This is a genomic window from Massilia sp. CFBP9026 (assembly GCF_034045165.1).
Lineage (GTDB): Bacteria > Pseudomonadota > Gammaproteobacteria > Burkholderiales > Burkholderiaceae_D > Telluria > Telluria arenae.
On sequence record NZ_JAXCWH010000001.1, the window covers coordinates 707,840 to 727,984 of the forward strand.

The 20,145-nt window shown below is 66.7% G+C and carries 14 protein-coding genes; 8 read left to right on the forward strand and 6 right to left on the reverse strand.

The genetic code is table 11. The features are described 5' to 3' along the window. Positions 1-5: 5 nt before the first annotated feature. The 3 genes from SOM28_RS02895 to SOM28_RS02905 all read right to left on the reverse strand — a co-directional run bounded on the left by SOM28_RS02895 (position 6) and on the right by SOM28_RS02905 (position 3,165). The gene (locus SOM28_RS02895) at positions 6-1,457 is read right to left on the reverse strand and encodes an MFS transporter (RefSeq protein ID WP_320467121.1); all 1,452 of its coding nucleotides are present in this window, start codon (positions 1,455-1,457) and stop codon (positions 6-8) included. Positions 1,458-1,504: 47 nt separating this feature from the next. Beyond that, complete coding sequence (locus SOM28_RS02900) at positions 1,505-2,101, reverse strand: TetR/AcrR family transcriptional regulator (protein WP_320467122.1); 597 nt, start codon at positions 2,099-2,101, stop codon at positions 1,505-1,507. A gap of 122 nt (positions 2,102-2,223) precedes the next feature. Beyond that, a complete protein-coding gene (locus tag SOM28_RS02905; RefSeq protein ID WP_320467123.1) occupies positions 2,224-3,165 on the reverse strand; it encodes an alpha/beta hydrolase in 942 nt (313 codons plus the stop codon). Positions 3,166-3,430: 265 nt separating this feature from the next. Between SOM28_RS02905 and SOM28_RS02910 the strand changes: the two genes are divergently transcribed. The 6 genes from SOM28_RS02910 to SOM28_RS02935 all read left to right on the forward strand — a co-directional run bounded on the left by SOM28_RS02910 (position 3,431) and on the right by SOM28_RS02935 (position 14,077). Then, positions 3,431-5,629 carry an OsmC domain/YcaO domain-containing protein gene (locus SOM28_RS02910; RefSeq protein ID WP_320467124.1) on the forward strand — a complete coding sequence of 733 codons (2,199 nt, stop codon included), beginning with the start codon at positions 3,431-3,433 and terminating at the stop codon, positions 5,627-5,629. Between the two features lie 103 nt (positions 5,630-5,732). Continuing rightward, positions 5,733-7,337: a phytoene desaturase family protein gene (locus SOM28_RS02915; RefSeq protein WP_320467125.1), complete on the forward strand. Its 1,605-nt coding sequence runs from the start codon at positions 5,733-5,735 to the stop codon at positions 7,335-7,337. 343 nt (positions 7,338-7,680) lie between these two features. After that, positions 7,681-9,966 carry a TonB-dependent receptor gene (locus tag SOM28_RS02920; protein ID WP_320467126.1) on the forward strand — a complete coding sequence of 762 codons (2,286 nt, stop codon included), beginning with the start codon at positions 7,681-7,683 and terminating at the stop codon, positions 9,964-9,966. Positions 9,967-9,977: 11 nt separating this feature from the next. Continuing rightward, on the forward strand, positions 9,978-11,825 hold the full coding sequence (locus SOM28_RS02925; RefSeq protein ID WP_320467127.1) for a glycoside hydrolase family 2 protein: 1,848 nt from the start codon (positions 9,978-9,980) through the stop codon (positions 11,823-11,825). Between the two features lie 32 nt (positions 11,826-11,857). Beyond that, positions 11,858-13,198 (forward strand): glucarate dehydratase, encoded by a 1,341-nt coding sequence (gudD, locus tag SOM28_RS02930; protein WP_320467128.1) that lies wholly within the window; start codon positions 11,858-11,860, stop codon positions 13,196-13,198. A gap of 156 nt (positions 13,199-13,354) precedes the next feature. Next, complete coding sequence (locus tag SOM28_RS02935) at positions 13,355-14,077, forward strand: GntR family transcriptional regulator (protein ID WP_123071763.1); 723 nt, start codon at positions 13,355-13,357, stop codon at positions 14,075-14,077. A gap of 10 nt (positions 14,078-14,087) precedes the next feature. Here SOM28_RS02935 and SOM28_RS02940 read toward each other — a convergent pair whose 3' ends face one another. Continuing rightward, positions 14,088-14,525 (reverse strand): FKBP-type peptidyl-prolyl cis-trans isomerase, encoded by a 438-nt coding sequence (locus SOM28_RS02940; RefSeq protein ID WP_123071762.1) that lies wholly within the window; start codon positions 14,523-14,525, stop codon positions 14,088-14,090. A 250-nt stretch (positions 14,526-14,775) separates the two neighbouring features. Here SOM28_RS02940 and SOM28_RS02945 point away from each other — a divergent pair, with 250 nt between their 5' ends. Continuing rightward, entirely contained in the window at positions 14,776-15,678 is a 903-nt protein-coding gene (locus tag SOM28_RS02945) for an MBL fold metallo-hydrolase (RefSeq protein ID WP_320467129.1), read from the forward strand. A 239-nt stretch (positions 15,679-15,917) separates the two neighbouring features. Beyond that, entirely contained in the window at positions 15,918-18,773 is a 2,856-nt protein-coding gene (locus tag SOM28_RS02950; protein ID WP_320467130.1) for a TonB-dependent receptor, read from the forward strand. Positions 18,774-18,801: 28 nt separating this feature from the next. On the opposite strand, the gene SOM28_RS02955 is transcribed toward SOM28_RS02950, so the two are convergent. Next, positions 18,802-19,920 (reverse strand): ankyrin repeat domain-containing protein, encoded by a 1,119-nt coding sequence (locus SOM28_RS02955; RefSeq protein ID WP_123068068.1) that lies wholly within the window; start codon positions 19,918-19,920, stop codon positions 18,802-18,804. A gap of 17 nt (positions 19,921-19,937) precedes the next feature. Further along, positions 19,938-20,138 carry a hypothetical protein gene (locus tag SOM28_RS02960; RefSeq protein ID WP_320467131.1) on the reverse strand — a complete coding sequence of 67 codons (201 nt, stop codon included), beginning with the start codon at positions 20,136-20,138 and terminating at the stop codon, positions 19,938-19,940. Between the last annotated feature and the right edge of the window lie 7 nt (positions 20,139-20,145).

Genomic DNA, 20,145 nt, shown 5'->3' on the forward strand with positions numbered 1-20,145 from the left:
GGGCCTTACGCACCGCTGGACCGGCCCGTCACGGCCGGGACGACATTCGCCCGGCGCGCCAATGTCGCCCCCAGCACTGCACCGAGGCCCAGGCAAAAGGCGATGCACAGGATCGCGACGATGAAGGCGTCCGTGATCGCCGCCGGTTCGTCGTGGACGCCGCGGACGGTATAGAAGATGCCCCCGATCAGGGCCACGCTGAGCGCGGTGCCGACTTGCAGGGTCGAACTTGCGACGCCGGCGATCATCCCGGCATGGGTGGGCACCACGCGGCCCGTGATCATCCGCATCAGCGACGGCAGCGCCAGCCCCTGGCCGAAGCCGATGGCGAAGAGCAGGGCGGCCAGCGTTGCCCCCGGCGGCGCGACGCCTACCGGGATTGCCGTCACCAGCGCGGCCAGGCCGACGAAGCCCGCTGCCATCAATGCCATGCCGATCGGATTGACCCAGTCCCCGAGAAAGCGCCTGCCGAGCGGTGTCGCCAGGGGCCCGAGCAGGTAGCCGACGCCGAACGGCAGGAAAACCAGGCCCGCGTCCAGGGCGCTCACGTGCAGCGCATTCTGCAGATAGATCGAGAACAGCAGGAAAAACGCGGCGAGCGCGTATAACAGCAACGCAATCGCCAGCGCGCGTCGCATGCCCGGTGCGCGCAGGGAGGAGGGATCGACCAGGGGCGCACCGCCTGCGCGGACAAGTCCGCTTTCGTAGCGCCAGAAGCTCCATGCCAGCAAGGGCGCGGCGCACAAAGCCAGCCAGGACCACCACGGCCAGCCCGCTTCCCGGCCTTCGATCAGCGGCACGATCAGGGCGCCCAGTGCGAGCACCGACAGCGCCGTGCCGCCAGGATCCAGCCTGCTCGAGCGCGGCGCCCGCGCTTCCTTCAGCAAGGGAGGGCCGAATGCCAGGACCAGTAGCACCACCGGCAGGTTGACGAGGAAGATCATGCGCCAGCCCATGCCGAACAGGTCCAGTGAAATCAGGATGCCGCCCAGCGCCTGTCCGATGACGGAGGCCAGGCCGAATACGGCGCCGTACAGGGCGAGAGCACGCGGCTTGTCGGCTTCCGGAAAGATCGCATGGACCGACGCGAGCGCCTGCGGCGCCATGATGGCCGCCGTCACCCCCTGCAAGGCGCGCCCAGCGATCAGCGCCGCCGGCGACCACGCCAGGCCACATAGCAGCGATGCCGCCGCGAAGCCGGCCAGTCCGACCAGGAACATGCGGCCACGGCCGAACAGATCGCCCAGGCGTCCGCCGCTGATCAGGGTCACCGCATACAGCGCGGCATAGGATGAAATGACGAGCTGCTCGGCCGATGTCGACGCGCCCAGTTCGGACTGGATCGACGGTAGCGCCACGTTGACGATGAAGAAATCCAGCGGCGGCAGGAAAGAACCGACCAACAGGATGGCGAAGATCGCCCAGCGGCGGGGTTCGGGTGGGGTTGTGTGGGTCATCAGATTCCCTTTACGGAACCAAGTGGTTCCAAAGTCGGCAAAAAAATTTAGTCGAGAATGCGCATGGCGGTGTCGACGAGCGCGGTCATATCAGCCTCGCCAACGCCGGTTTTACCCAGCACGCGCATGCCCTGGATCTGGCAGACGAGAAAGTAGGCCAGCACCTGCGGGTCGCGTGGCGCAATCTCGCCGCTTGCCTGGCCGCGCACGATCGCCTGCCCATACAGCTGTTGCAGGCGGCGGAACATGCGGCCGCTGCGCTCGGCGATGTCCGGGTCGTGTGTGCCGACCTCGGTGGCCATCGCCACGATCAGGCATCCGCGCCGCCCCGCATCGCCGGAGGAAAGGGCGGCAAGTCTCATCAGCGAAGCGCGGATAGCTTCCCTGGCCGAGCCCTGCCCGGACAGGAGGTCGGCCGTGGCTTGCAGCCCCTTTTCCATGTACAAGTCGAGCGCGGCCAGCAGCAAGCCCTTCTTGTCGCCGAAGGCCTTGTACAGGCTACCGCGCGACAGGCCCGTGCCTTCGATCAGGTCGGGCAGGGACGCGCCTTCGTAACCCCGGTCCCAGAAGACGTTCATCGCGTCGCGCGCGGCGACGTCCAGTTCGAATTCGCGTGGGCGACCGAGACCGCTATGGTTTGTCATCGATACTCCTGGGTGCGGGCTAATATGTGAACCGATCGGTTCCTATATTAGCACCGTGCGTAAGGACAACGCAAGCAGGACCCACGTGGACCGGCGGGATTCAGGGCGCTGGCCAATCCGGTTTATTTCGTTCGGTCCAGCAGCCCACGCGCCTGCAACCACTCCTCGGCGCGCCGCGGCCACGCCGACGCTGTTCCCAGATTGGGCCGCATACCCATGCCATGCTCGCCATGCTCGAACAAATACATCTCGGCCGGCACCTTCGCGCGCGTGAGCGCCTGGTAGAACAGGATGCTGTTCTCGACCGGCACGGCGGCGTCGGCCTGGGTATGGATCAGCAGGGTCGGTGGCGTGCGCGCCGTCACCTGGCGCGCCACCGACATCAGTTCCACGTCCGCCGCGCTGGGCGATGCGCCGAGCAGGGCGTTGCGCGAACCCATGTGTGCGGCCGGCCCGTCGAGCGCGATCACCGGGTACATCAGCACCAGGAAGTCGGGACGCGCGCTGACGGCGTCGAGCTGGGCGCCGGTGCGTCCCAGCGGATGATCGAACAGGGTGCCGGCGCTGGCGGCGAGGTGGCCGCCGGCCGAACTGCCCATCACGCCAATGCGCTCCGGCTGCAGCTTGTACTGCACCGCCTGCGAGCGCACCAGGCGCACCGCGCGCAGCACGTCCTGCAGCGGCGCCGGATGGCCGAATTCGCGCATCCGGTATTTGAGGACGAAGGCGGTCACGCCCAGGCTCGACAGCCAGCGCGCATACTGTTCGCCTTCGCGCTCGATGGCCAGGCGCTCGTAGCCGCCGCCGGGGCAGATGATGACGGCGCTGCCGTTGGCGCGGTCGACCGCCGGAGGATAGATGGTGAGCGTGGGGTCGGCAACGTGGCTGATCCTGCCGTCGACATAGCGTTCCGGTTCCAGTCCGGCGCGGGCGCCGGGCACGCCTTCGGGCCAGAGCGGGATCGTGGTGGGCGCCGATGGCCAGCTTGCTGCCGATGCGGGCGTGGCTGACAGCGCGGCCCCCGATGTGGATGCGGCCAGCATTGCGGCCCCGACTTGTTTCAAGATGCGTCTCCGTGTCGTGTGCATGGGTTACCCTTCTTAATTATTATCCTTATGGTAACCCAGTGACGGCTGGGCAAGCACTGCAATGCACCATCCGGCCGGGCGGCGATGGGGCACCCGCGTGTTAAAATACGCGCGCTATCTTGGCAGTAGCGGATCGAGCGAAGCGCGACTCTCCACGAGAAATTCCGTACTGTACAGTGACCCCCATGAGCCCTGTTCTGACAGGGCTTTGTATTTTTACCCACCGTATCTGGATTTTTCCATGGAAATTAAAGTCAACTTCCTCGACAAGCTTCGCCTGGAAGCCAAGTTCGACGATTTCACCGTCATCGCCGACCAGCCCATCCGCTATAAAGGCGACGGCTCGGCGCCAGGCCCATTCGATTACTTCCTGGCCTCGTCCGCCCTGTGCGCGGCGTATTTCGTGAAGTTGTACTGCAATACCCGGGATATCCCGACCGAGAATATCCGCCTGTCGCAAAATAATATCGTCGACCCGGAAAACCGTTACCAGCAAATCTTCAAGATCCAGGTCGAGCTGCCGGCCGACATCTCGGAAAAAGACCGCCAGGGCATCCTGCGTTCGATCGAGCGCTGCACGGTGAAGAAGGTCGTCCAGGCCGGCCCCGAATTCGTGATCGAGGAAGTGGCCAACCTGGACGCCGACGCCCAGGCCCTGCTGACCCTGCAACCCGACGCGGAATCGCGCACCTATATCGCGGGCAAGGACCTGCCGCTGGAACAGACCATCGCCAATATGTCGGGCATGCTGGCCAGTTGGGGCATCAAGATCGAGATCGCGTCGTGGCGCAATATCGTTCCCAATGTCTGGTCGCTGCATATCCGCGATGCGCATTCGCCGATGTGCTTTACCAACGGTAAGGGCGCGACCAAGGAAAGCGCGCTGGCTTCGGCCCTGGGCGAATACATCGAACGCCTGAACAACAATCACTTCTATGCCGGCGTATTCTGGGGCGAGGACATCGCCAACGCCGACTTCGTGCACTATCCGAACGAGCGCTGGTTCAAGCCCGGCCCGGACGATGCGCTGCCGGACGGCATCCTCGACGAATACAGCCTGTCGTTCTACGATCCCGATGGCGAATTGCGCGGCTCGCACCTGATCGACACCAATTCGGGCAATGTGGAGCGCGGCATCGTATCGCTGCCCTTCGTGCGCCAGTCGGATGGCGAGGTCGTGTACTTCCCGTCGAACCTGATTGAAAACCTGTATGCCAGTAACGGCATGAGCGCCGGTAACACGCTGGCAGAAGCGCAGGTGCAGTGCCTGTCCGAGATCTTCGAGCGCGCCGTCAAGCGCGAGATCCTCGAAAGCGAGATGGCCTTGCCCGACGTGCCGCAGGAAGTGCTGGCGAAATACCCGGGCATCGTGGCCGGCATCAAGGGCCTGGAAGAGCAGGGCTTCCCGGTGCTGGTCAAGGACGCGTCGCTCGGCGGCCAATACCCGGTGATGTGCGTGACCCTGATGAACCCGCGCACCGGCGGCGTCTTCGCTTCCTTCGGCGCCCACCCGAGTTTCGAGGTGGCGCTGGAGCGCAGCCTGACCGAACTGCTGCAGGGTCGCAGCTTCGAAGGCCTCAACGATTTGCCGCGGCCGACCTTCGCCAGCGAAGCCGTGACCGAGCCGTATAACTTCGTCGAGCACTTCATCGATTCGAGCGGCGTCGTCTCTTGGCGCTTCTTCAGCGCCAAGTCGGACGTCGATTTCGTGGAGTGGGATTTCACCGCGCAGGGCGACAATGCCAACGTCGAGGAAGCCGCGACCCTGCTCGCCATCCTCGAAGAGATGGGCAAGGAAGTCTACACCGCTGTGTACGACCAGCTGGGCGCGGTGGCTTGCCGCATCCTGGTGCCCGACTATTCCGAGGTGTATCCGGTCGAAGACCTGATCTGGGATAACACGAATAAATCGCTGCTGTTCCGTTCCGACATCCTCAACCTGCACCGCCTGGACGACGACAGCCTGGAGGCGCTGCTCGAGCGCCTGGAAAACAATGAGCTGGACGAGTATTCCGACATCGCCAGCCTGATCGGCATCGAGTTCGACGAGAACACCGACTGGGGCCAGCTGACGGTGCTCGAGCTGCGCCTGCTGATCAACCTCGCGCTGCAGCGCTTCGAGGACGCGCACGAGCTGGTGGGCGCCTTCCTGCAGTACAACGACAACACCGTCGAGCGCGGCCTGTTCTACCAGACGATGAATGTGGTGCTCGAAGTGGTGCTCGATGACGAGATGGAACTGGACGACTACGTCGTCAACTTCCGGCGCATGTTCGGCGACACGCGGATGGATGCGGTACTGGGCTCGGTCGACGGCAGCGTGCGCTTCCACGGTCTGACCCCGACCAGCATGCAGCTGGAAGGCCTGGACCGTCACCACCGCCTGATCGACAGCTACCGCAAGTTGCACACGGCGCGAGCCAAGGCGGCCGCGAAGTAAGGCGAGCATGATCCAGCCCCTGTCCGCAGGGGCTTTTTTTGCCATCGCCCCATTCCCTCGGTAGAATCGTCGCGTTCGCTTGAACGCTTCGGGGAGACGCCAGATGCGCGATGCAATCATCATCGGCGCCGGCCATAACGGCCTGGTTTGCGCCTGGTACCTGGCCCGCGCCGGCCTGAAGGTGACGCTGCTCGAGCGGCGCGGCGTCGTCGGCGGCGCCGCGGTGACCGAGGAATTCCATCCGGGCTTTCGCAACTCGGTGGCCGCCTACACCGTCTCGCTGCTCAATCCCAAGGTGATCAACGACATGGCGCTGGCCCGGCATCGCCTGCGCATCGTCGAACGCCCGCTCTCCAACTTCCTCCCGCTCGAAGATGGCCGCTACCTGAAGGTCGGCGCCGGCCGGACCGCTCTTGAAGTGGCGAAGTTCTCGCAGCGCGATGCCGCGCGCCTGGACGACTACCACCGCCAGCTGGACGACGCGGCCGACCTGCTGCGCGAGCTGGTGCTGCAGACGCCACCCAACCGCATCGAGGGCGGCTGGCTGGCGGCGTTGCCCGAGGTGCTCAAGGCCGGCCGTCTCGGCAACCGCATGCGCAAGCTGTCGCTGGCCAGCCAGCGCGAACTGCTGGACCTGTTCACCAAGTCAGCGGGCGACTATCTGGACGGCTGGTTCGAGAGCGACCCGATCAAGGCGGCCTATGGTTTCGACAGCGTGGTGGGAAACTACGCCAGTCCATACACGCCCGGATCGGCCTACGTGCTGCTGCACCACGTGTTCGGAGAGGTCAATGGGAAGAAGGGCGCCTGGGGCCACGCGATCGGCGGCATGGGCGCCATCACCCAGGCGATGGCGAAGGCCGTGCAGGCCCTCGGTGTCGAGATCCGCACCGGATGCGCGGTGGCCGAGGTCTTGCTGCACAAGGGGCGCGCCACCGGCGTCGTTACCGCCGACGGCGAACGGTTCGATGCGCGCGCAGTTGTGTCGAACCTCAATCCGCGCCTGCTGTACACCCGGCTGGTCGACCCCGGCGCGCTGCCGAGCGACTTCCTGCGCCGCATGACGGCCTGGCGCTGCGGTTCGGGCACCTTCCGCATGAACGTCGCGCTGTCCGAACTGCCGGATTTCAGCTGCCTGCCGGGCAGGGTGATGGCCGACCACCATGGCAGCGGCATCATCATCGCACCCAGCCTGCATTACATGGAGCGCGCTTATCACGACGCGCGCGCGTCGGGCTGGTCGCAAGCGCCGATCGTCGAACTCCTGATCCCGTCGACGCTCGACCCGACCCTGGCGCCGGCGGGGCAGCACGTGGCGTGCCTGTTCTGCCAGCACGTCGCGCCGCAACTGCCCGATGGCGCGAGCTGGGACGAGCACCGCGACCAGGTGGCCGAAATCATGATCGACACCGTCGACCGCTATGCGCCGAATTTCAGGCGTGCGGTGCTGGGCCGCCAGATCATGAGTCCACTCGACCTGGAACGCACATTCGGCCTGGTCGGCGGCGACATCTTCCACGGCGCGCTGGGGCTCGACCAGCTGTTCTCGGCGCGCCCGATGCTGGGCCATGCCGATTACCGCGGGCCGGTGGCGGGTCTTTACACCTGCGGCGCGGGCAACCATCCCGGTGGCGGCGTCACCGGCGCGCCCGGCCACAACGCCGCACGCGAGATCCTACGCGACTTGCGGGCTCGATCAACCGCGTGATCGAAACGCACGCCAAAGTGGGCGCCTGAGCCACTTCGCTCAACTTGATGACTAAACCCGCCGAGCTGTTGTGCATGGTGGGTTGGAATCCTAATATATCACCGCAGTGGGCCGATTGGATGCTCTGAGGCAACCCGAGTCAGCTGCTGTCTCTTTGCTGGCTCGCCCCCGTGCGAGTCAGCCATTTTTCAGAGATTTCCCATGCCTGGTACGCCGGGCGTGGACCCGCCGCAGCCGGATAGCAAAGGCAGCGCGGCGGCGATGGACGGCTGCGTGAGCGCTGAAATACTAGTCGATCACGTCGCTCGTAGAACGTATTTCATAATTATTATCAGGAGACACAATGAGTTTTCCATCCTCGCGCCGCCGCTCGGCCCAGACCTCTATCGCCCATGCCGCGGCCCTGCTGGCTGCCGGCGCCATGACCGCACAGGCTCAAGAAACGAACACGCAGTCGGCGGAAGGCCTGCAAGTGGTGACAGTGACCGCGCAGAAGCGCCCCCAGGCGATGCAGGACGTGCCGGTCGCGGTCAGCACCGTGGACGAGCGCGCGATCGAGAACCAGCAGATCGTCGGCTTCTCGGACCTGACCCGTGTGGCGCCGGCCCTGACCATCAACGAGAACCCGAACAATAACAATATTGCGCTGCGCGGCATCGGCACCTTCGCCTTCAGCATCGGCATCGAATCGGCCGTCTCGGTGATCATCGACGACGTGCCCGTGATCCAGCAATTGCAAGCGTTCTCGAACCTGAGCGACATCGCGCGCGTCGAGGTGCTGCGCGGCCCGCAAGGCACGCTGTTCGGCAAGAACTCGTCGGCCGGCGTCATCAACATCGTCACCAAGGAATCGAGCGAGGAGCAGGAAGGCCATGCGCAGGTCACCCTGACCAGCGACGGCGAAAAGCGCCTCGAAACCGGCATCTCGGGCCCGATCAGCGACAAGCTGGGTTATCGCCTGAACGCCTACACCGGCAACCGCGAGGGCGACGTCACCAATCTCGAGTCGGGCGCCAAGCTGAACGGCGAACGCAGCAAGGGCGCGCGCCTGCGCCTGGACTTCAAGCCCACCACGAGCCTCGACGGCCGCCTGATCGCCGACTACAACAAGCGCCGCATCGAAGGCCCGGTGACGACCTTCCTGTCGGTGCCGCCGGGCGCCAGCCTGCGCGGCGTGGCGCCGATCGGCCCGGCCCTGGTCGGCATCATCCCGGGCCCGGACAACCGCGATGTGCGCATGGACGATCCGGGCTTTGCCGAACACGAGTCGCGCAGCATCGCCGGCACCCTGAACTGGAAGCTGGACAACCACACGATCACCTCGGTCACCACCTGGCAGGACTGGCAGTTCGACTTCCTGACCGACTTCGACGGCACCAACCTCGACCAGCTCGGCCCGCAGTCGAACGGGCGCTTCCACGGCGGCGTCACCGCCGGCGGCCCATACCGTTCGCGCATGTCGACCCAGGAACTGCGCCTGACGTCCAACGGCGACGGCGCGCTGACTTATCTCGGCGGCCTGTATTACGCAGACTCGCGCACCGAACGCAGCTATCTGCGCGGCCCGGTCTCGAACCTGGCCAACTGGGAAGCGCGCTCCGGCAACCAGACCGCCGCCGCCTTCGCGCAGGCCGAGTACCGGATCACGCCGGCCACCCGCGTCAGCACCGGCGTGCGCTTCAACCGCGAGACGATCGAAGTCGACTTCGCCAACCGCCTGCCGGCGGTGCCGGCCATCTTCGACGGCCGCAGCCGCGACGACGCCACCACCGGCAAGATCGCCCTGCAGCACGACCTGGTCAAGGACGTGATGGTCTACGGTTCCTTCGCTACCGGCTACAAGGGCGCCGGCTACGACGTCTCCACCGGCTTCAACGAGGCGCGCGTGCGCCTGCCGGTGGCGCCCGAGACGTCCGAATCGTGGGAGCTGGGCATGAAGAGCCGCTTCTTCCGCAACCGCTTGCAGCTCAACGCCACCGTGTTCCACACCGACTACGAGGACTTCCAGGCCCAGTCGCGCCGCCTCGATCCGCTCACCCAGGCCTACGAGAACGTCGTCACCAACGTCGGCGAACTGCGCACCCGCGGCCTGGAGCTGGAAGTGCAGGCCAAGCCGATCAACACGCTGCTGCTCGAAGCATCGGTGGCCTGGGTCGACGCGACGATCAAGAAGTTCCCGAACACGAACTGCTATCCCGGCCAGACCGTGGCCGAGGGTTGCGTCCTGATCGGCGGCGTGCCGCTGCAAGACCTGTCGGGTAAGCGCCTGTCGAACGCGCCGCGCACCAAGCTCAATCTGGGCGCGACCTATAATTTCCCGATCGGGGAGAGCGGCTATAGCGGGATTGCCAATATCAACGGCCAGTACCAGTCGAGCGTCAACTATGACCTGGCCGCCAATCCGCTGGCCGACCAGAAAGGTTATGGCACCGTAAACGGCAGCATCGCCTTCTTCAATCCATCGCAGAACGTGAAGCTGACCTTCTACGTCAACAACCTGTTCGACAAGAGCTATGCCAGCTTCGTCGGCGATAACTACAATGTGTTCGGCAATGTGCACGTGCTGACCCAGACCCTGCCGCGCAACTCGGACCGCTACTTCGGCGTGCGCATGAAATACGACTTCTGAGATCCAAGGACATGAAAAAACTCATCACGGCATTCTGGATCCTTATCGGCGTGCTGGCCTGCCAGCCGGCGCTGGCGCAGGCGGCGCCGGCCGATTCTCTGCGCCCCGCCTTCCTGCTCACCGGCGCGCTGCACCGCGACAGCCAGGACCTGTCCGGCCAGTGGACCTACTCGAAGGACCTGTACCGCACAGGCCTTACCGACATCAACGGCTGGGTGGCCAAGTCGCGCATGCAGCGTGCGCGCGACGTCGACGTCGCCGCCGTCGAAGCCAAGGGCGGCGTCGACTTCTACGAGTTCGACATGGACCGCGGCCCGCTCATCAACGTGCCCGGCGCCTGGAACGCGGCGGCGGCCGAGCTGCGCTACTACGATGGCCTGATCTGGTTCCAGCGCAAGTTCGATGCGCGGCCTGAAGCCGGCAAGCGCACCTTCCTGCGCTTCGAGGCGGTCAACTACCGCGCCTACGTCTACCTCAACGGCAAGGAAGTGGGCCGCCACGAGGGAGGCTTCACGCCTTTCGTGCTCGAAGTCACCGACGCCCTGCGCGCGGGCGACAACCGGCTGGTGGTCGGCGTCGATTCGAGCCACGACGCCCAGTCGATCCCGACCCAGATCACCGACTGGGACCTGTACGGCGGCATCACCCGCAAGGTCAGCCTTGTCACCACGCCGGCGACCTTCATCGACGATGCGACGCTGACTTTGCGTTCCGATGGCCGCATCGCCGGCGAAGTACAGCTGCAGGGACCGCAGGCCGCGAACCAGGCGGTGACGGTGGCGATCGGCGCGCTCGGTACGGCGCGCGCCACCACCGACGCCAACGGACGCGCGCTGCTCGAGCTGCCGGCGCCGAAGGGCCTGGAGCGCTGGACGCCCGAGAAGCCGACCCTGTACGACGTGCGCTTTAGCGCCAGCGGCGACCAGGTACGTGACCGCATGGGATTCCGCACCATCGCCGTCAAGGGCAACCAGATCCTCCTGAACGGCAAGCCACTGTTCTTGCGCGGGATCTCGCTGCACGAGGAAGAGTTCGGCCCGAACCCGGGGCGCAATATGACCGAGCAGGCGTCGCGCGCGCTGCTGCACGAGATCAAGCACGGCTTGAACGGCAACTACGTGCGCCTGTCGCACTATCCGCACTCCGAGACCACGGTGCGCCTGGCCGATGAAATGGGCCTGCTGGTGTGGAGCGAGATCCCAGTGTACTGGACCGTCGACTGGGACAACCCGGCCGTGCTGCGCAAGGCGCTCTTGATGCAGGCTGAAACCATCTACCGCGACCGCAACCGCGCCTCGGTGATCCTGTGGAGCGTCGGTAACGAGACGCCGGTGTCTCCGTCGCGCACGCGCTTCCACGGCGCCATGGCCGACAATGTGCGCGCCCTCGACCCGACCCGCCTGGTGAGCGCCGCGCTGCTGGTCGAGCGCAAGGGCGACGTGCTGGAGATCCAGGATCCGCTGATCGACAAGCTCGACGTGCTGGCGGTGAACGTGTATGCCGGCTGGTACGGTCCCGACACGCTGGACGGCATCGCGAAGCTGCGCTGGAACGTTCCGGGCGAGCGGCCGCTGATCCTGTCGGAGTTCGGCGCCGATGCGCTGGCGGGCCACCGCGGCCAGGGGCTCAAGAAGTTCACCGAGGAATACCAGGCCGAGTACTACCGCAAGACGCTGGCCATGGCCGAGGGCATCCCGACCCTGCGCGGCCTGTCGCCCTGGATCCTGAAGGACTTCCGCTCGCCGCGCCGCGAGCACCCGGTGTTCCAGAACGGCTGGAACCGCAAGGGCATCCTGTCCGAAACGGGCGTGCGCAAGCAGGCCTTCGATGTCCTGTCCGACTATTACCGCCGCAAATGAGCGCCCACACGATGACTCCTCCAGTACCATCCATGCCTTTACATACGGGCGGGGCGCCGGTCGTCACCGCGATGCGGGTGGTCCCGGTCGCCGGCCGCGACAGCATGCTCATGAACCTGAGCGGGGCCCACGGGCCCTGGTTCACCCGCAACGTCGTGATCCTGACCGACAGCGCCGGCAACACCGGCCTGGGCGAAGTGCCGGGCGGCGAATCGATTCGCACCACGCTCGAGGATGCGCGTGCGCTGGTGGTCGGCCGGTCGCTGGGCGATTACAACTCGGTACTCAACGCCATGCGCGGCGCCTTCGCCGGCCGCGATGCCGGCGGGCGCGGCCTGCAGACCTTCGACCTGCGCACCACCATTCACGCCGTGACCGCCGTCGAGTCGTGCTTCCTCGACCTGCTGGGCCAGTTCATGGGCGTGCCGGTCGCGAACCTGCTGGGAGAGGGCAGGCAGCGCGATGCGGTGCCGATGCTCGGCTACCTGTTCTATATCGGCGACCGTGGCCGCACCACGCTCGACTATCGCGTCGAGCCCGAGGCCGGCGACGCCTGGCTGCGCCTGCGCAACGAAGCGGCGATGGACGCCGAGGGCGTGGTGCGCCTGGCCGAGGCGGCGCAGGCGCGCTACGGCTTCCAGGACTTCAAGCTCAAGGGCGGCGTGCTGGATGGCGCCGCCGAGATGGAGGCGGCGGTGGCGCTCAAGGAGCGCTTCCCGGCCGCGCGCATCACGCTCGACCCGAACGGCGCCTGGTCGCTCGATGAAGCGGTGCGCCTGTGCCGCGACCAGCACGACGTGCTGGCCTATGCCGAAGATCCATGCGGCGCCGAGAACGGCTATTCGGGGCGCGAAGTGATGGCCGAATTCCGGCGCGCCACCGGTTTGCCCACGGCGACGAATATGGTCGCCACCGACTGGCGCCAGCTGGCCCATTCGCTGCAACTGCAGTCGGTCGACATCCCGCTGGCCGATCCGCATTTCTGGACCATGCAGGGCTCGGTGCGGGTGGCGCAGTTGTGCGAGATGTTCGGCCTGACCTGGGGCTCGCATTCGAACAACCACTTCGACATTTCGCTGGCGATGTTCACCCACGTGGGCGCGGCCGCGCCGGGCCGGGTGACGGCGATCGACACCCACTGGATCTGGCAGGATGGGCAGGCCCTGACGAAGGAACCGCTGCGCATCGAGGATGGCCAGGTGCAGGTGCCGGCCAGGCCCGGGCTGGGCATCGAGCTCGATCCCGATGCCATCGAGGCGGCGCACCAGGCTTACCGCAATATGGGCCTGGGCGCGCGCGACGACGCGGTGGCGATGCAGTTCCTGGTGCCGGGCTGGCGCTTCGACCCCAAACGGCCCTGCCTGGTGCGCTGATGCACGGTGCATGAAGGGCAGGGCGCGGATCGCTCATGATCGTGATTGATTCGCGCGAGAGGCGGACAGTGGGGCGCGGATCGGGAACAATGGCAGACACTGGGACATTGAAATACCAGTGCCGCCTTCGACCCGCAAGCCATGAGAGACTCCACCATGAATTTCGCCGCAGACAACTTTCACCTCGACCGCTCGCGCAATGCGACCATCCAGGTGTTCGAGCACCTGCGCGAATTGATCGTCAGCCTGGCGATCAAGCCGGGGACGGTGCTGGCGCGGCCCCAGTTGTGCGATTTCTACAAGCTGTCCGCCAGCCCGGTGCGCGAGGCGCTGCTGCGCCTGGAAGAGGAGCACCTGGTCGACATCTACCCGCAGCACCAGACCCGGGTGCGCCGCATCGACCTGGCCCAGGCCAGGCAGGCGCACTTTTTGCGCCTGTCGGTGGAGCTCGAGATGGTGCAGGTGCTGGCCCAGGATGCCGATCCGGTCCTGGCGCGCACCTTGACCGCGCTGGTCGAGCGCCAGCGCGCCAGCCTGGATTCGGGCGACCTGGGCACCTTCACCCAGGTCGACATGGAATTCCACCGCTGCCTGTACCACGCCGCGGCGGTGCCGGACCTGTGGTCCATGATGCGCAGCCGCAGCGGCAACCTGGACCGGCTGCGTCGCCTGCACCTGCCGCTCAACGGCAAGGCGCAGTCGATCCTCGATGAACACGGCGCGATCGCCGGGGCCATCGCGCGCGGCGATGCGGCCGCAGCCCAGCAGATGGTCCGCCGGCACCTGTCGGGAACGCTCAGCGCGATCGACGCGCTGCGCGCACGCTATCCCGACCTGCTGCTGCCGCTCGACTACGGCGCGCCGGTGATGGCGGCCTGAGGGCCGAGCGTTAGCGGACGTCGAGCAGTTCGACGTCGAAGATCAGGCTCGCATTCGGCGGAATCGGACCTGCGCCGCCGGCGCCATAGCCCATCTCGGGCGGCAGGATCAGGGTGCGCTTGCCGCCGACCTTCATGCCTTGCACGCCTTCGTCCCAGCCGCGGATGACCTGGCCGGCGCCCAGCTGGAAGCTGAACGGCTCGCGGCCGACCGAGGAATCGAACTGCGTGCCGCGCAGCGTTTCCTTGCCCGGCTCGTACAGCCAGCCGGTGTAGTTGACGACGGCGGTGGCGCCGGCCACGGCTTCCTTGCCGGCGCCGGGGATGGTGTCGATCTTCTGGAAGGCGACGGCGGCCGCGGCCGACTGCGGCGCCGGGGCGCGGTCGCAGCCAGCCAGCGCCAGCGTCAGGCCCAGGCCGAGGACGCAGGAGGACAGCAGGTGTTTCATAGGCTTCTTTCTTTGGTGGTGGTTGCCGGGATGGGATGCCCGGGAGCATACATGGCGCCGCGCGCGCTGCCAACACCGGCGCATGCGTGGCTCCCCCCGACCACGTCGCTTTGGTGCGTTTCAGTCAACACCGTGAGCACAGCGGCAGGCCTACCGGGCGGCGCCCACGCTGCATACGATGACATCTCGCTGCCGGTCGCCCGACTGGCCAGGCCCCCATGCAAGGGCCGCCAACCAAGGAGATGTCAAGATGAATGCCCGAGACAATACCAACAAGCCCGAGGAGCTGGTTCCGTCGCGCTACGCCCTGCGCGTCGGCGAGATTGACGTGCTGGTGGTCAGCGACGGCGTGCTGCCGCTGCCCGCCGCGACCATGGCCACCAACGCCGATCCGGCCGCCCTGGCCGTCTGGCTGGACCATATGTTCCTGCCGCCGGACGCCTTCGACTGGCCGCTGAACGTGCTGGTGGCCAGGAGCGGGGAGCAGGTGATCCTGGTCGACACCGGCCTAGGCTCGCAATTCCCCGGCTTCCCGCGCGCTGGCCAGACCCCGCACCGCCTCGAAGCCGCCGGCATCGACCTGTCCAGCGTCACCGACGTGGTGATCACCCATATGCACATGGACCATATCGGCGGCCTGCTGGTCGACGGCATCAAGGAGCGCCTGCGCCCCGACCTGCGCATCCACGTGGCCGCCGCCGAGGTCGCGTTCTGGGACACGCCCGATTTCAGCCAGACCGCCATGCCGGAGCCAGTGCCGGACGTGCTGCGCTCGACCGCGCGCCAGTTTATGGAGCAGTACCGCGACCGTCTGCACGTCTTCCAGGAGCGGCACGAGGTGGCGCCAGGCGTGGTCGCGCGACGCACAGGCGGCCATACGCCCGGCCACTGCGTGGTCGACATCGACTCCAGCGGCCAGCGCCTGACCTTTGCCGGCGACGCCATGTTCCCGGTCGGCTTCGAGCATCCCGACTGGCAGAACGGCTTCGAACACGATCCGGGGGAATCGACCCGCGTACGCATGGCGCTGTTCGGCGAACTGGCGGACAACGGCGGCCTGCTGGTCGCCACCCACCTGCCATTCCCGTCGGTGGGCCGGGTGGCGCGTGAGGGCGATACTTTCCGCTGGGCGCCGGTGTTTTGGGATCACTGAGTCGTCCGTGTTGCGCATGACACGTCGGATTCCATATCTGGCGTCAACAAGCCCGCTTCGGCGGGCTTTTTTTCGTTTGTACGGGTATCCCGAATCGCCTGTAAAAAGATGTATGAAATATTTTGTGTATTTATGTCAACGGAATGACATGGCAGAGCGTTAAGCCCGGTATCAGAGGGCGCGACCCGGTAAGTCCGGAGCACGTGCACGCAAGCCCGAATCACAGAATTGGAGAGTGAATGACCCGATTGAAAGTCAAGCCGATCTGCGCCGCCATCATGCTGATGTCGGCCTACGGCGCGCCAGCGCTGGCGCAAACCGCCGCCGAGACCCCGGCGGCGCCCGTCGCCACCGAACAGGCCGCACCGGCCGTCGAATCCACTCCCGCCGCACCTGCTACCCCTGCCGCTCCAGCCGCTCCAGCCGCTCCACCTGCGCCGCCGGCCCAGGCCGTGCCGGCCGCCGCCGTGATCCAGGTCACCGGCCTGCGCCAGAGCCTGCGCTCGGCCGAAGACATCAAGCGCGACGCACCGCAGGTGGTGGACGCCATCAATGCTGACGACATCGGCAAGTTCCCCGACCGCCAGGCGGGCGACGCACTGCAGCGCGTGGCCGGCGTGCAGGTGGGGCGCGACCGCGGCGAAACCAGCACCGTGATCATCCGCGGCCTGCCGGACGTCGCCACCACGCTCGACGGCAACGAGATCTTCACCGCGGCCGGCCGTCGCCTGTCGTACCAGGACTTGCCGGTCCAGTCGATCGCCGGCATGGAAGTCTATAAGTCGGCCACCGCCAACCAGTTCGAAGGCGGCATCGCCGGCGCCGTCAACATCCGCCTGCGCGCGCCGTTCGACAACAAGGGCTTCACCGCGACCGGCTACGTCGAGGATCGCGTGAACCAGACCAATGGCAGCGGCAATACCTCGGACAAGCACAGCCCGGGCGGCGGCTTCCTGGTCAGCAACCGCTGGAACACCGACTTCGGCGAAATGGGCGCGCTGCTCGACGTCGCCGTCAACCGCGACAACTGGGCCTTCCCGGTGCAATACGTCGACCGTCCCGACAATGTGTTCTCGGTGAGCCCGGACGGCAGCGCGACCCGCCTCGGCAACGTCGGCCCTTATGCGCCGGCCGCGCCGGGCGACGTGCTGGGTCAGCTGCCGAACATCGGCGGCATCTACAACGCCGGCCAGCGCGAGCGCCAGAGTGTGCACGGCGCCTTCCAGTGGAAGGTCAATCCGCGCCTGACGGCCAGCGCCCAGTACCTGGGCATGGGCTACCAGGGCCGCACCGGCGTCAACTACGTGATGAGCAACACCACCTGGGCGCCGCGCCTGACCGATGTGGTGCTGGCGCCGCAAGGCAGCGCCTGCGCGACGCCGCAGGGCGCGATCTGCCCGATCCTGGCTGCCAGCGCCCCGGCCGCGCAATTCGGCAACGCCTACGACTGGGATCCGTACACGGCATCGAGCACCTGGGGCCAGAACGAGCGCACCGCCACGCACTACCTGAACCTGGGCCTGAAGTACAACGACGGCCCGCTGAGCGTCGATTCGCAGTTCGGCTATACCCGCTCCAAGTTCGTCAACGATACCGTGATCGTCGACCAGCAGGTGCCGGGCGCCAGCGCCAGCGTGTATTCGTACGGCGCCGACGGCCATGGCGGCTTCAACGCGATCACGCTGCCGGGCAGTAGCGCCAATGCGCTGCAGGATTCGCGCAACTACGTGTTGCGCGGCATGGTGCAGAACTGGAACGAGCAGACCGGCAGCCAGCTGCAATGGCGCACCGACGCCACCTATCGCCTGGGCGGCGACGGCTTCTTCACGGCCGTGCTGGCCGGGCTGCGCCTGTCTTCGCGCAAGGCCAGCTATCACGGCGCCGAAGGCCACGCCGACTTCACGGGCGAGCGCCCGAGCGCCGCCAGCGTCCTGGGACCGTCGTTCCAGGCGCAGGTAGCTGGCCTCGACCGCCTGGGCGGCGCCTGGTACGGCCCGTCGTCCGACTATATGATCGACAATGCCGACGCGGTGCGTAACCTGTACGGCGCGGCCAGCGGACGCGTGCCGGACGACCCGGGCCGCCTGTTCGACCAGCGCGAGCGCAATGCCACCCTGTACCTGGCCACGCGCTGGGCGGCCAACCCGGGCGGCATCGACGTCAAGGGTGAAATCGGCGCGCGCGTGGTGCGCCTGAATCGTGAGCTGAGCGGCATGACCCGGATCGGCGACCAGGTGTCGAACGTCGACCTGTCGACCTACGAGACCAATTACCTGCCGAGCGCTTCGGCGGTGGTCGGCTGGACCGAAGACCTGCAGTCGCACTTCTCGGTCGGCAAGACCATCACCCGGCCGAACTTCGGCACGCTCAATCCGGCCCTGACCCTGGTGCCGTCGACCGTCAACGTGCCCGGCAGCGGCGGCGCCGGCAACCCCTACCTGGAGCCGACCCGCTCGACCAATATCGACGCCACGCTCGAATACTACTTCCAGAAGAACGGCTTCGCCCAGGTCGCGCTGTTCCACCGCGATATCGACGGCTACGAGCAGAGCTTCACGCGCGACGAGGTCATCGATGGGCAGGTCTATCGCGTGACGCGTCCGCAGAACTCGGGCAAGGGCCGCCTGCGCGGGGCGGAATTCGGGGTCCAGAAATTCTTCGACTTCCTGCCCGGCCCATGGGCCAACTTCGGCGCCCAGGCCAACTACACCTGGATCGACGGCGAGAACCAGAGCCGCACCGCCTTCGACAGCGACACCTACACCACCACGCCGCTGACCGGCGTGGCCAAGAAGAGCTACAACTTCGCGCTGCTGTACGAGGGCAACGGCATCACCGGCCGCCTGGCCGCCACCCGCCGCGGCGACTACGTCGAGCAGATCGCCGAACTGCCGTTCAACCAGGACCGCGTGGTCAAGGCCGCGACCTTCGTCGACCTGAGCATCGGCTACGAGATCAACGACAACGTCTCGCTGCAGTTCGATGCGATCAACCTGACGCGTGCCAAGTTCGAGAGCTCGCTGGGCGAATTCATGCCACGCGACGTGCGCTACAACCCGACGACCTATGGCGTGAGCCTGCGGTTCCGGATGTAAGCGCGTTGTAAAAGCCTATCCCGAAGGCCTATTCCGGCAGGGACAGGCCCAGTTCTCCGGCGTCGTCGCGCTCCAGCAGCGCCTCGATCACTTCGCGGCGGCGCTCGTCGCCGCGAAGCGCTGCGGCCAGCTCGCCGGCGTCTGGCCGCAGGCCATGGCGCAGCAGCAGCGCGATGACATCTACCCTCCAGTCGAAGAATTCCGTCTCCACCGAATACAGCTCCCACGGCGTGCTGTCGAGCGCCGCGAGGAAGGCGGGCAGCGCGCTGCCGTCCACGTCGGCGCCCGCGGCCAGCGCCAGCTCGACCAACGTCTCGTCCAGCGTCGATGCGGCAGCCGCCAGCAGATCCTTGTCGCGGGCGTCTGCGCCGTGTTCCAGCAGCCATTCGAAGGCCTCGATGGCCAGATGGCGCGCCGCCGCGGCCAGCGCAGCGCTGCCGCCGCTGGCGATGTCCACCCCTTGCGTGAGCAGGAAGGTCAGGGTGCTCGTGGCGTTCGCAGCGGCGGCAGCCGCGACGGCGACCTCCAGCATCGGCCGCCGCGCATCGCCGGCGTGGTCGAGCAGGCAGGCCAGCACCGTGTCGGCGCCTGCGGCCGCGGCGGCGGCGATCGCTGCGCCGCCATCGGCCAGCGGATCGGCGCCCTGTTCAAGGGCGCGCCGCACCGCCTCGAGGTCGCCGTGGCGGCAGGCGATTTCGAGAAAGCGCTTCCAGAATGCGGCCTGCCAGGCGTCGGGACGCACGCCATCGTGGACGAAGGTTTCGCGCAGGCCGGCCATGCGTCCGGCAATGAAGGCGCCGAGCCAGGGATCGGCCGTGTCCAGCAGCAGGGCGGCGCCGTTGTCGGACACCGAGGCGGCGACCGCGTCAGGCCAGGGCTGGTCCGCCTCGAGGACCGCCTCGAGCAGCGCGCCGAGCACCAGCCGCAGGTCGACGTCGAAGGCCGAACCCCAGGCCAGCAGGGCGCCCAGCTTGAGTTGCGGCGGCAGGCTGCTCATGCCGGCGAACTGCAGAATGGCGTCGGCGTAGCGTGGTTCGGGCCAGGTGGGGCCGGACTGGTGCTCGTCGAGCAGGCCGTGCCAGAGCGGGCCGATCTCGTCCAGCGTGCGGCAACTTTCGAGAGGGAGGTACCAGGGGGTGTGCGACATCTTTCGTCCTTGATTGTTCAGCCGCAGCCGATGAGGGAGGCGATGAGGTTGCCGTAGCCGACATTCCGCAGCCGTTCGTCGCGGGTGATGTTCGAGCGCGGGTCGTAATGGGCGACGATGCGCAGGCGCTCATCGCGGCCGGTCTGGCGGCCGTCGGGCGCGGTGTCGATATAGCCGATGATGCGATGGCGCGCATCCTTGAGGATCTGGCGGGACATGGGCGGG

What these genes read in the sequence shown, in the direction of transcription:
- SOM28_RS02915 (WP_320467125.1), top strand. Translation starts at nt 5,733, where the DNA reads ATGCGCGATGCAATCATCATCGGCGCCGGCCATAACGGCCTGGTTTGC.
- SOM28_RS02945 (WP_320467129.1), top strand. Translation starts at nt 14,776, where the DNA reads ATGAATGCCCGAGACAATACCAACAAGCCCGAGGAGCTGGTTCCGTCG.
- SOM28_RS02895 (WP_320467121.1), bottom strand. Translation starts at nt 1,457, where the DNA reads ATGACCCACACAACCCCACCCGAACCCCGCCGCTGGGCGATCTTCGCC.
- SOM28_RS02950 (WP_320467130.1), top strand. Translation starts at nt 15,918, where the DNA reads ATGACCCGATTGAAAGTCAAGCCGATCTGCGCCGCCATCATGCTGATG.
- SOM28_RS02935 (WP_123071763.1), top strand. Translation starts at nt 13,355, where the DNA reads ATGAATTTCGCCGCAGACAACTTTCACCTCGACCGCTCGCGCAATGCG.
- SOM28_RS02955 (WP_123068068.1), bottom strand. Translation starts at nt 19,920, where the DNA reads ATGTCGCACACCCCCTGGTACCTCCCTCTCGAAAGTTGCCGCACGCTG.
- SOM28_RS02960 (WP_320467131.1), bottom strand. Translation starts at nt 20,138, where the DNA reads ATGTCCCGCCAGATCCTCAAGGATGCGCGCCATCGCATCATCGGCTAT.
- gudD (WP_320467128.1), top strand. Translation starts at nt 11,858, where the DNA reads ATGCCTTTACATACGGGCGGGGCGCCGGTCGTCACCGCGATGCGGGTG.
- SOM28_RS02920 (WP_320467126.1), top strand. Translation starts at nt 7,681, where the DNA reads ATGAGTTTTCCATCCTCGCGCCGCCGCTCGGCCCAGACCTCTATCGCC.
- SOM28_RS02940 (WP_123071762.1), bottom strand. Translation starts at nt 14,525, where the DNA reads ATGAAACACCTGCTGTCCTCCTGCGTCCTCGGCCTGGGCCTGACGCTG.
- SOM28_RS02925 (WP_320467127.1), top strand. Translation starts at nt 9,978, where the DNA reads ATGAAAAAACTCATCACGGCATTCTGGATCCTTATCGGCGTGCTGGCC.
- SOM28_RS02900 (WP_320467122.1), bottom strand. Translation starts at nt 2,101, where the DNA reads ATGACAAACCATAGCGGTCTCGGTCGCCCACGCGAATTCGAACTGGAC.
- SOM28_RS02910 (WP_320467124.1), top strand. Translation starts at nt 3,431, where the DNA reads ATGGAAATTAAAGTCAACTTCCTCGACAAGCTTCGCCTGGAAGCCAAG.